The 11,673-nt window shown below is 56.6% G+C and carries 9 protein-coding genes and 1 rRNA gene; 4 read left to right on the top strand and 6 right to left on the bottom strand.

The window, feature by feature from the left end; genetic code table 11:
- Positions 1-246: ribosomal RNA gene (locus tag G5137_RS12410) — 16S ribosomal RNA — on the bottom strand; the annotation flags it as partial.
- A gap of 491 nt (positions 247-737) precedes the next feature.
- On the opposite strand from G5137_RS12410, the gene G5137_RS12415 reads away from it, so the two are divergent.
- Positions 738-1,934: an NnrS family protein gene (locus G5137_RS12415; RefSeq protein ID WP_421255473.1), complete on the top strand. Its 1,197-nt coding sequence runs from the start codon at positions 738-740 to the stop codon at positions 1,932-1,934.
- Positions 1,935-1,950: 16 nt separating this feature from the next.
- Here the strand turns inward: G5137_RS12415 and G5137_RS12420 are convergent, their stop codons facing one another.
- Positions 1,951-2,520, bottom strand: coding sequence for a helix-turn-helix domain-containing protein (locus G5137_RS12420; RefSeq protein ID WP_216947454.1), 570 nt, complete (start codon positions 2,518-2,520; stop codon positions 1,951-1,953).
- 119 nt (positions 2,521-2,639) lie between these two features.
- Here G5137_RS12420 and G5137_RS12425 point away from each other — a divergent pair, with 119 nt between their 5' ends.
- Both G5137_RS12425 and G5137_RS12430 read left to right on the top strand, forming a co-directional pair.
- The gene (locus G5137_RS12425; RefSeq protein WP_421255474.1) at positions 2,640-3,815 is read left to right on the top strand and encodes a benzoate/H(+) symporter BenE family transporter; all 1,176 of its coding nucleotides are present in this window, start codon (positions 2,640-2,642) and stop codon (positions 3,813-3,815) included.
- 122 nt (positions 3,816-3,937) lie between these two features.
- Positions 3,938-5,002, top strand: a complete 1,065-nt coding sequence (locus G5137_RS12430) for a DUF3103 family protein (RefSeq protein ID WP_421255475.1) — start codon at positions 3,938-3,940, stop codon at positions 5,000-5,002.
- 69 nt (positions 5,003-5,071) lie between these two features.
- Here G5137_RS12430 and metF read toward each other — a convergent pair whose 3' ends face one another.
- Complete coding sequence (gene metF / locus G5137_RS12435; RefSeq protein ID WP_005340191.1) at positions 5,072-5,962, bottom strand: methylenetetrahydrofolate reductase; 891 nt, start codon at positions 5,960-5,962, stop codon at positions 5,072-5,074.
- A 329-nt stretch (positions 5,963-6,291) separates the two neighbouring features.
- On the opposite strand from metF, the gene G5137_RS12440 reads away from it, so the two are divergent.
- Positions 6,292-7,092 carry a GNAT family N-acetyltransferase gene (locus tag G5137_RS12440; RefSeq protein WP_258721854.1) on the top strand — a complete coding sequence of 267 codons (801 nt, stop codon included), beginning with the start codon at positions 6,292-6,294 and terminating at the stop codon, positions 7,090-7,092.
- 73 nt (positions 7,093-7,165) lie between these two features.
- On the opposite strand, the gene G5137_RS12445 is transcribed toward G5137_RS12440, so the two are convergent.
- From G5137_RS12445 to G5137_RS12455, 3 genes are all read right to left on the bottom strand, one after another.
- A complete protein-coding gene (locus G5137_RS12445; protein ID WP_421255476.1) occupies positions 7,166-8,653 on the bottom strand; it encodes an ABC transporter substrate-binding protein in 1,488 nt (495 codons plus the stop codon).
- Positions 8,654-8,661: 8 nt separating this feature from the next.
- The gene (locus G5137_RS12450) at positions 8,662-10,641 is read right to left on the bottom strand and encodes a HAMP domain-containing methyl-accepting chemotaxis protein (RefSeq protein WP_421244496.1); all 1,980 of its coding nucleotides are present in this window, start codon (positions 10,639-10,641) and stop codon (positions 8,662-8,664) included.
- A gap of 222 nt (positions 10,642-10,863) precedes the next feature.
- A complete protein-coding gene (locus G5137_RS12455) occupies positions 10,864-11,460 on the bottom strand; it encodes an OmpW family outer membrane protein (RefSeq protein ID WP_421255509.1) in 597 nt (198 codons plus the stop codon).
- Positions 11,461-11,673 lie beyond the last annotated feature (213 nt).

The following is an 11,673-nucleotide window of genomic DNA, read 5'->3' on the forward strand; positions in this document are numbered from 1 at the left end:
ATCCCACCTGGGTTCATCCAATCGCGCAAGGCCCGAAGGTCCCCTGCTTTCCCCCGTAGGGCGTATGCGGTATTAGCTACCGTTTCCAGTAGTTATCCCCCTCGACTGGGCAGATCCCCAGGCATTACTCACCCGTCCGCCGCTCGCCGGCAAAAGTAGCAAGCTACTTTCCCGCTGCCGCTCGACTTGCATGTGTTAGGCCTGCCGCCAGCGTTCAATCTGAGCCATGATCAAACTCTTCAATTTAAGTTTGGTTGCTTCGAAAAGCGGCTCAATGAATTGCTGAATTAACTGCTGCAACTTTCGTTGCTTTGGTCACTTCATCAGACATTGAAAATCAAAAATTGTTTTTGATGCTCGATGCTGTGAGTGCCCACACAGATTGCTTGATTCAAATTGTTAAAGAGCGTCACGCTTGTCGCGTTGAGGAGGCGCATATTACACCTCTCACTTCGAAAGTCAAGCGATTGTTTTCGCTTTTCTTTCGGCGCTCACTTCGCTAGGAAGCTGGCTCATCAGTTTGGCGTGCTCCGCCGTGCTGGTAGGGGCGCATTATAGGGAGCCGCGCCGGGATGACAAGGGCTTTTTCAGCAAAAAAGTTCGTTCGCTCAGATATCAAGCAACCACCTCTTTTTTTGCTCAAAATGGCATCAATCCTGACTATTGCCGGATTTAAATTGAACATTTGAAAAGCCAATTTATAATTGCCATTTCAAATGTTCAATTGGAATACCCTCATGCATCAAATCCTCGATAGCCATAAGGAAGAGCAAATCGTCCCGCTGTTCCGCTTGGGGTTCCGACCCTTCTTCTTGTTCGGGGCTCTGTTTGCTGCCGTCGCCATGTTGCTCTGGCTGGGGCAGCTCAACGGTTGGCTAACCTTGCCAGGGATTGCCAACCCGATCTGGTGGCATGGTCATGAAATGCTGTTTGGTTTCGGGGCAGCCATCGTCGCGGGCTTTCTGCTCACCGCGGTGCAGAACTGGACGGCCCATCCCAGTATTCGGAGCTGGCCATTGGCAATGGTGGTGGGGTTGTGGATATTGCCAAGGACCTTGTTACCCTGGCTGGGTGAGGAGAACATGATCCTGATGGTAGCAGACCTGCTCTGGCTGCCGCTGTGCGCCTGGTTCCTTGCCAAGCCTATCTTGATAACCCGGCAATGGCGCAATCTATTCTTCGTGCCCCTGTTGCTGATACTGACCTTGCTCAATGGTGCCAGCTGGTTATGGCAGGCCGATTGGACCACCGTTGAGCACCTATTGATCACCACAGTGCTGTTGTTTACCACCCTGATCGCCGTGATGGGTGGAAGGGTGATTCCGTTCTTCACCGCCCGAGCAACCGGTCAGGATAAAGCTGCACCTCAGCTCTGGCTGGAGCGGGCGGCGCTCGCGACACTGTGGCTTATCTTGCTCTGCTGGCTGCTGCTCCCCACCCAATGGGTCACCAGCATATATATAGTGCCTCTCTATATAGTGGCGGCGAGTTTGCATCTGTGGCGGCAACTGCGTTGGCATCTGCCATCGACCCTTGCGCATCCCCTGCTGTGGTCACTCCATCTCGCCTATCTGTTTATCCCTCTTGGCCTGCTCGCCCTTGCGGCACATAGCGCGGGTCTGCCCATCACGTTGTCGATGGCCAGTCACCTGCTCAGCGCAGGCTGTATGGGCACCATGATCCTGGGCATGATTGCGCGAGTCTCCCTCGGCCATAGCGGTCGGGCCTTGCAGGTAGGACGCAGGATCACTGGCGCATTCGCCCTGGTTATCGCTGCCGCTACAATGCGGGTGACGATTCCGCTGTTCTGGCCTGCTTATACCCTGCATGGCTGGAACCTCAGCGCGCTTGCCTGGATCGCTGCCTATGGTCTGTTTGTCTGGGTCTATACCCCGATACTGATCCGCCCCAGAGCAGATGGTCGACCGGGTTGATGACTGCGGAACATGTTCAGGGTGTTGCCACTGGATAGTGGATGAGGTTGTGGAAAATCGCCGGGGCTATGCCCAGATTGCGATAACCGTGGGGACGGTCGGCAGCAAAACGCACCGCCTCTCCTTGCACCAATGAACGCCACTCCCCTTCCACCAGCACCTCCATCATGCCGCTGATGACGATGACATGTTCGGTCACTCCCGGCTCATGGGACTCGGATTCACGCTGGTAACCCGGCAACAGGGTCAGCTCAAGCAATTCGAAGCCAAACCGGTTTTCATAAGGGAAGAGCGGCGCCACTTGCATGCCCTCTCCCGCTGGCTGCTGGCGAATGGCATCGGCGGTGCGATAGAGCACCTCAGCCTGCGCAGCGGGTGTGGGCTCAATGAAACTGGAAAATGAGACTCGAAAACCGGTGGCTATCTTCCATAGCGTCGCCACCGTCGGGCTGGACTCTCCCCGCTCAATCTGCCCCAGCATCGCTTTGCTGACACCCGTTTCGCGCGCGGCGGCATCCAGGCTCCAGCCGCGCTCGCTACGCAGCCCCTTCAGTCGAGCAGCCAGATGCTGACTCATCTCTTGCATAACTGCCTCTTTATTACTCTTGCACGATGCACCTTGTGCGCTATAACGCACAGCGATATAGTCAAAGCTGTATTGTACGTAATAACGCACAGCGCGTCACAACGCCAAGAGGAAGAGTCATGCCCTTCGTCATCCCCCATCTGGTCGCAGGCTTTATCGCCGTGATGGTCGGCTACACCAGCTCCGTCATCCTGATCATCCAGGCCGCCACGGCAGCAGGTGCTGATACTGCTCAAGTCGCCTCCTGGCTCTGGACGCTGGGGATCGGCATGGGGGTGAGCTGCATCGGCCTCTCTCTCTATTACCGCATACCCATACTAACCGCCTGGTCCACACCGGGCGCGGCACTGCTGATCACCACGCTGGGCAACTTCACTCTGGCGGAAGCTATCGGCGCCTTTGTGATCGCCTCCCTGCTGATCACTCTGTGTGGCATCAGCGGCTGGTTCGACCGTTTGATGAAACATATCCCGGCTCCACTGGCCGCCGCCATGCTCGCTGGCGTGCTGCTCAGATTCGGATTGGATCTGTTCAAGGTCGCCCCGCAAGATCCCTTGTTGCTTGGCACCCTGCTGCTGGCCTTCCTGCTGGGTCGTCATCTCTGGCCCCGCTATACCATGGTGCTGGTACTGGGAGTGGGGATGCTGACCTGCAGCGTGCGGGGGGATTTGCAACTGGGCACCCTTCACTGGCAACTCGCCAGCCCGGTCTGGACATGGCCAGCCTTCTCCCTTGATGCCCTGTTTGGCATCGCGCTGCCGCTGTTCATTGTCACCATGACATCGCAAAACATGCCGGGAATTGCCATCTTGCGGGCCCACGGCTATCAGCCTTCCACCTCCTCGCTGATCAGCTGGACCGGCCTGACTGGCCTGCTGCTCGCCCCTTTTGGCGGCTATGCCTTCAATCTGGCCGCCATCACTGCCGCCATCTGCATGGGCAAAGAGGTCGACCCGGATACCAAGCGCCGCTGGCCAGCTGCGGTATGGGCGGGTTGCTTTTATCTTGTGACCGGCTGCTTCGGCGCAACCGTCGCGGCCCTGTTTAGCGCCTTTCCGGCAACCCTTGTCACCTGCGTCGCCGGATTGGCCCTGCTAGGTACCATCGGCAGCAGCCTGCACTCTGCCTTGCACCAGGATGAAGCGCGAGAAGCTGCGCTGCTCACCTTTATCATTACCGCGTCCGGGATCAGCCTGCTCGGCATCGCGGCAGCCTGCTGGGGTCTGCTGATTGGTCTGGCGATCTATCAGTTCCAACCACATCGACAAAGGAATCAATTGAACCTCAAACCGTGAACCTCTGCACACTATCCAGATAAAATGATTCACAAGTGAAACTAATTTCCTTCTAGTGGTGCCAGGGCACCAATCTTCCCGGACATGGTGCCCTGTCAGGTTCCATGCAACGGAGTATAAAAATGAAAAATCAGGCTGTCTTGTTACTACTGGCCATACTGGGAGCCACGAGCGTCCAGGCTGCCGATACGGATCGAGAGCTGGCTCGCCAGCTCGCACTTCAGCAGAAAAACCTGCTGCCCCTGCTGAGCAATCAGCAATATCAGAGCCCGCTTCCCAATCTGCTGCAGAAGGCCAGCCCGCGCCTTAAGCGGCAGGCGACCGATGCCAACCAGGCAGCCATCAGCCGGCAAGGACTGGATGGCGAGGTCAAGCAACTGATGCAGTTGCGGCTGGCCAACACCGATCAGGCCGCTGCACTGCAACAGGGCGTCGAACCGCTGGTCGCCTATGTTCCAAGTGGAGATGAGAAGAGCTGGAGCGCCATTGAAGCGTTCGACAGCGCCGGTAATCCAGTCTATCTGGATATCGACAAGGCACCGGCCCGGCCGGTTCTGGTAGTCGAAGCCGATCCCGTCAAAGCCAAAAACGCAGGCTTGAAGGTGATGCGCAAAGCGCTGGCCGATGCGGATCTGCAAAGCGCTCCACGAGCAGCGTCCAGCACAGCGCCGCTCAAGACCAGTATCCTGAAAAAGATCAGATTGAAGGATGATCAGGAGCCCTGGCTACTCGGCGCGGCCGAAGTGTATGCAGTGGTCGCAGGGGTCAATCCCAGCCGAGATGAGCCAGTAGTCGATATTGTCGACATGCCCTACCTCGACTATGACAACACAGACTACACCCCCAACCAGATCCTGGTTTACTGGGATCGCTATCGCTGGGGTGCCGTCGATGTGGTGATGATGGAGCAGGATGACAACGTCAACTACAAGGAGCTGAGCGCCCTGCTGATTGAAGCTCTCAAACTCGGCTTTACTGCGGGTGGCGTGCCGGAAGCACTGCCCTTCCTCGATCTCGGCGGTCGCATCGTCAAGGCGCTACCCGACTCCTGGATGACCAATAACGACGACTATCTGGATACCTTCTACACACTGGAGCAGGATCAGGTCTATCGCCAGTATCCGGGGGCTGCCGGTAATGCGGTTATCGATCTTGAGCCAAAAGAGCTCGCCCCGACCAGACCTTGATAATCGGCCATAACGAAAAAGCCAATGAGCAACTCATTGGCTTTTTGCTTTTATCGCGGTGACCACCGGTCAACCCTTGGGACGAACCCCCAGAGTATGGCAGATGGCATAAGTCAGCTCGGAGCGGTTCAGGGTATAGAAGTGGAAATCCTTCACCCCTTCCTGACTCAGCACGCGCACCTGATCGATGGCGATGCTAGCCCCCACCAGATTGCGAGTCATCTGATCGTTATCCAACCCCTCAAAACGCTGATGCATCCAACGCGGGATCTTCACGTTGGTAAAACCGGCAAACTTGGCCAGGGTCTGATAGTTGGAGACCGGCAGGATCCCCGGCACGATTTCAGCATCAATACCGATGGCGGCGCAGCGATCCCGAAAGCGCAAATACGTTTCCACATCGAAGAAGAACTGAGTGATGGCGCGGTTGGCACCGGCATCGATCTTGCGCTTGAGGTTGAGCAGGTCGGATTGCGCACTCTTGGCCTCCGGGTGCCCTTCCGGATAGGCGGCAACCGAGATATCGAAGTCAGCCTCCGACTTGAGCAGGGCAACCAGGTCGGTGGCATACATATCCGGTTTCTCCAGCCCCTGCGGCAAGTCACCGCGCAGAGCCACGATATGACGAATACCGCTGTTCCAGTAGTCGCGGGCGATGGTGCGCAGCTCGTCGCGGCTGGCATCGATACAGGTCAGGTGCGGCGCCGCAATCAGGCCTGTCCGTTCCTTGATGTCCTTGATCACCTTGTGGGTGCGATCACGGGTGCCGGAGTTGGCGCCATAGGTGACGGAAACGAACTTGGGTTCCAGCACTTTCAGCCGTTCGATGGACTGCCAGAGGGTATTCTCCATCCCTTCACTGTTGGGCGGAAAAAACTCGAAACTGACCGATATATCGCCATTCAAATCTGCCAAGCTCTGGTTGAGCGCCTCAACCTGACGTGCACTGTGAAAACCCATCTGCTCTTCTCCCTGTCCTACAATCCATCTGCCCACGTCAAAACGGATGTTTGGACGTCTAAACGTCTTTATATTTATGAGTAAAACGACACAAAGTCAACAGGGATTTACCTCACATCCGATCTGACGAACTTCATATTTACAAAATTAACGGTACGTAACCGAAAAGTGCCCATCCCAAAATCGCCCCAGTCGAGTTATGATGGGGGCAGATCGTCCTGGACGTTCTGAATCTGCGTGTGATTGTTTGGCCGGAGGTTTCTCCGGCCCCTTTTCATCTATTTCCCACTCCTGCCGATAACAGAATGAGTCTTTGCAGGAGCACCATCATGGATACCCACCCCGGCTTTGCCACCGACTTGCTGTTCGATCGCTATCAGGGCGAGGTTGTTCAGCACGATCAGTTCTGGGCGGTTCGTACGCCGGATGCTCCCGACTACTACTTCGGCAACTACCTGCTACTCCCCAACCCACCCAGCGACCGTGACAAAGGCTGGCTGGAAGCCACATTTGATCAGCTGATCGGCCAGGATCCTCGAGTGCGCCACCGCACCTTCCAATGGCCGCTGGCCGCCGGGCAAAACAGCCGGATCGCCGGTTTTGTCGCAACGGGATACCAATATATGGAGTGCGTGGTACTGGCGCTGGATGAACAGAGCTGCCCACCTCCTCACGACGACATGAACAAGGTTGAGGCACGCACCTTCACTACTGCTGATTGGCCTGAGTGGCTCGACTTCGAACTCAATGAACGGGATGAGGGACACTCGGAACAGAGCTATCTCCCCTATCTGCGATCCCGCCAGGCGCTCTATCAGGCCATGATTGCCGATGGTCTCGGGGACTGGTGGGGGATCTGGAAAGAGGAACAACTGGTCGCCAGCTGTGGCCTCTTCTTTTGCGGCACACTTGGGCGCTTCCAGTTGGTACGCACGCACCATGCGTGGCGCAATCAGGGGTTATGCCGCCAGCTGCTGAGTCAAGTGGCTCGCGCAGGATTATCCCGTGCCAAACAGCTGATCATAGTGGCTGACGAGCATTACCATGCCCAGCGCATTTACCGCTCTCTGGGGTTTGCCCCGGTTGCCCGCATCGGCAGCCTCTGCCGCTGGCCCCACGAAGCACAATAAAGCGATACATGCTGGCCGCGAGCCATAAAAAAACGGGAGGCTGATGCCTCCCGTTTTTATTGATGCAGATGACCTATTGCTGTGGCTGCTGTGGCGCCTCCAGCTCGTTGGAGAGCGCCTGTTCCACCTCATCCGACGGCGCCGGTAATGGGGCAGCGGCCGCTGATGCGGGTTCTGCGGGAGTCACAGCTGGTGCCACCACGGCCGATGTTTCACTGGTCGCGGGAGCTGCGGACACCTCAGTCGCCGGCGCTGAAGCCGAAGCAGGGGCAGGGGCAGGGGCAGGGACAACCGCATCACACTGACAATCCGCGCTCTTGGCCTTGTTGCCCTGATGAGGGGCATACCAGCTCTTCAAGCCACTTTCCAGTCGATCCGCGGCAGCCTTGGGCTCCATCTTGCCGAGCAACACAGCCTGACTCACCTCGGCCAGCTCATCCCCCAACTTGGGCGTACCACGGGAGAGGATCTGAGTCGCCACCCGAATGGTCGAGTCACACTGATCCCGCCACTCCATCATCTCTTTAGCCGCCGGATTGGTGACATCGAAGAAGTGGTTGGAGAGGGAAAAGAATCCAGGCAACGAGTTGGTATAGAGCTCGGCAAATTGCGGCGTCGTCAGCCACTGCAGGAAAGCCATCGCCCCCTCTTTGTTCTTGCTGGCCGGATTCATCCCCATACCGATATCGGTGTGGTCGGTAAAGAAACAGCCATCACCCTGTTTGGCCACCGGCGGGCGCATGACACCAAAATCGACCTTGCCGGTGAAGGGGGCAATCTCCCAGGATCCTGCAACATAGAAAGCGGCCTTGCCGGAGGTAAACAGTTCGTTGCTGGTCGCATAATCGCGGCTCTCGGCCCCCTCGCCAAGGTAGGAACGCCAGCGGGCCAGCTCATCGAACACCCTCACATATTGCGGGTTATCCAACCGCTCCTGCCCGCCGATCAGAGCCAGACGGCCGTCCTCTCCCTTCCAGTAGTTGGGGCCAATATTCTGGAAGCCAAGCTCTGAGGCAACCCAGCTCTCGGAACCGCTCATGGCCAACGGCACATAGCGCCCATCAGCCTTGATCTTGTCCAGCACGGCAAAGAACTGATCGCGGGTTTGCGGCAATGTCAGCCCCAACTCACTGAAGATCTTCTTGTTATAGAAGAAGCCATGGATGACCGACGCCATGGGTACACAGAAGGTCTGGGCACCGGAATCGGTCTGCCAGGGTGACTGGGCAAAACTCGGGAAGTTCTCCATTCCCGCCATCTCGGTCAGCTCGGCCAGATGTCCCGCCTTGAACAAGGCAAGCGAGTCATCAAACGGACGACAGGTAATGAGATCCCCCGCCTTGCCCCCTTTCAGGCTCTCCCACAGAGTGGGCATGTAGTTGACGTTCTGCACCGGATGAAAACTCACCTTGATGCCGGGATGCGCCGCTTCAAACGCCGGGATAATCTTCTGCTCCCACAACGCTTTGTCATCGGTTCGCCAGCTTTCAATCACCAGCTCGCTGGCCATCAGCTGGCCACACAACAGGAGACTCAGGGCTCCAATCCACTGTTTAGACATAAGCCCTCCTAGACCTTGAAATGTGAGATCAATTGCTGCTGTTTGGCGACCAGGTCGGCCAGCACTTCACTGCTGCTGGCGGATTCGCGCGCCTCCCGCTCCGTTTCGTATGCCACATCGGCAATACCGGCGATATGACGAGCGACCCCCTGACTGACGGAGATCTGCTCCTGAGCGGCATGGGCCACCTGATCAGCCATCGACTTGATGGCACTCATCCGATCGGCAATCGATTGCAGCGCAACATCCATCTCGCGAGTCTGCTCGACACAGCTCTGGGTCTGCTCTTGGCTGCGCCCCATCACTTCAACCACATGCTTGCTGGAGCTTTGCAGGTTCTCAATCATCCCCTGGATCTCTTCGGTCGAGGTCTGGGTGCGATTGGCCAGCGCCCGCACTTCATCGGCCACCACCGCGAAACCGCGGCCGGCATCGCCAGCACGGGCGGCTTCGATGGCGGCGTTCAAGGCCAGCAGGTTGGTTTGCTCGGCAATACTGCGGATCACATCGAGAATGCTGCCGATATTGTTACTGAATTCCCCAAGTTTGTAGGTGATGCCGACAGCCTCCTCCATGGCGCCAGCCAGCTGCTCGGTGATCCGGCGAGTGGTGGCCACTTTCTGGCGACCATTGCGCGCCTCTTCGTCAGCCAGATCCACTTCCCGCTTGGTGCCATCGGTAGAGCGGGCCACCTCGGTCGCACTCACTTCCAACTCGGTAATGGCGGCGGCTACCTGATCGGTCTGGCTCTTCTGCTCCTGCACCCGAGACATGGCCCGTTCGCTGATCTCGGCAGCGCGACTCGCCTCGTCCACCAGATGGCGGGAGCCCGCATTGATTTGGGAGAGCAGCTCGCCAGTCTTGCCCGCCAGCGTATCAATGGAGCGAGAGAGGCTGCCAAATTCGCAACTGCTGCGGTAGTTGATGCGCCGTGTCATGTCGCCAGCCGCCATGTAATCGAGCTCCTTGTTGATCATCTGCAACGGACGCTGAATGCTGCGTGCCGTGGTATAGCCGATCACCAGTGCGGCAGCAGCCGACATCGCGGCAACCACCAGGATCCAGAAGCTGGCACTGCTGACCGCCTCATCCGCATTGACACGGCTCTCGCTGGCGATGGCTCCGGCAGACTTGCCCATCTCATCGAGCAAATTGAGGCTGTTGACCAGACTGGCATCCAGCTGTTGATTCTGAGTAGCCAACGATAGCTCCAGTTGTTGGGCCTGACGCATGGTCGCCAGCAAGCCCTGAGCGCCGAGCGCCAGCTCCTGCATCCGATCCAGGTTGGAGACAAAGCGCGCTTTCACATCATCGGGCACCAGTACACGCTCCAGACGCTTGCGGGCCATCTCAATATCCTTGCTAAGCACCTTTTCCAGCTCGTTCAGGTCGGTTTTGGCATCGGCACGGCGGATATTCTTCAGATCGCGGGCGATCCCTGAGGTAATGAGTTCCGCCTTGTTGCGCATGGAACGCTTGCTGGCCGTCTGTTGCAACAGCAGATCAGCCGCCCACTGGTAGGTATCCTCAAGGCGGATAAATTCCATCTCCAGCTTGTGGCGCTGATCCAGTGCACTGACCCACTGCCTATGCTGGGCCAACACCTGATCCGCCAAGCCATAAAATTGGGTGGTAGCACTCTCGACCTGCTGGAAACGGGCTCGGGCATCCGCTACGCCGGTAAATTTACCCATCTCCTGACTCAGCTGGGCGAAGCGGTTCTGCTGCTCCTTGAACTGATTGGCCAGCTGCGGCAACTGGGCGGCATCTTCACTAGTGCGGTAGACCAGCACCCAGCGGTTACTATCCTGCAGTGCCCCCTTTAGACCTGCGACAGCCACTACCAGCGGGGTTGCCCGGTCAGATACGGCAGAGAGGCCGTCATTTATACCCTTGATTTTAAAGGTACTGATCACACCAAGCAGGATCAGCAACAGCAGCATCAACACAAATCCGGCGATGATCCGCTGCACAATAGATAAGCCCATGGAGACATCCTCACTCATTGGGGGAAGGTAAAGTGAACATAGTCACTATCGGCAAGGGTGGCGAATAACTGAAATAAAGCGACAGGGATTTAATTGATTTGTATCGGGTTGGATCACAGTCCAGACAAAATCAGCAATACGAAAAAAGCCCGGCAAAAGCCGGGCTGAAAGAGACGTACTTTGCTATCTTCCGCGATCCGTTCAGAACCGCAGTCAGAATCATTAGAAGCGGTAGCCAACACCCACCATAAAGGCCATCGGGTCGACCTTGGTATTAATGGTGCCAATCGCAGTATGCACATCGGTATCGATATCCATGATCCAGGCTGAACCGTTGATAAACCAGCGGTCAGTGATCGCCATATCGATACCAACTTGTCCGGCAACCCCCCAGGAGTCATCGACTTTGACATCGGTTCCTGACAGTGCACCACGACCCTCTTCATCAAAGAAGGTGGTGTAGTTCACGCCAATACCGACATACGGGCGAACCTTGCTTTGAGCATCGCCAAAATAGTACTGACCCATCAGAGTCGGCGGCAGATGCTTGATCTTGGCAACTTCAGCGCCACCCAGTTTGACTGAATGAGAGAAGGGGGTTGCAGCCAGCAATTCGATACCCCAGTTATCAGTAATCATGTAAGAGAGAGTCAATCCCAATTGCATGTTGTCATTAATTTCCAGCTCTACAGGCGTGCTGCTTTCCTGCGGCGATACAAATGCCAAACCACCACGAACCAGAATGTCGCCAGCCTGATGGGCCATGGCGAAAGGAGAGGCCACTGCAGCGGCAATCATCAGAGGAAGTAATTTTTTCATCACGTAATCCCTTTTTTTGTTTTCATTTGATGCTGTAAGCCCGCTGACTATATGCCCTTGTAAATGCAAAGTTATTGACTTGAAGCAAAGGTTGCGCGGAAATAAATCGATTGGTGTGACATCTTTGCGCGCCATCCCAATCTCCTTGAGTCCCCAGACAACAAGCCGGAATACCTGTTTCGACAGGTTGTAACTAACCCCATTCAGCGCCAA

Origin of the sequence: Aeromonas sp. 600282 (assembly GCF_049175755.1) — a bacterium.
GTDB classification, from domain to species: Bacteria; Pseudomonadota; Gammaproteobacteria; order Enterobacterales; family Aeromonadaceae; genus Aeromonas; species Aeromonas veronii_A.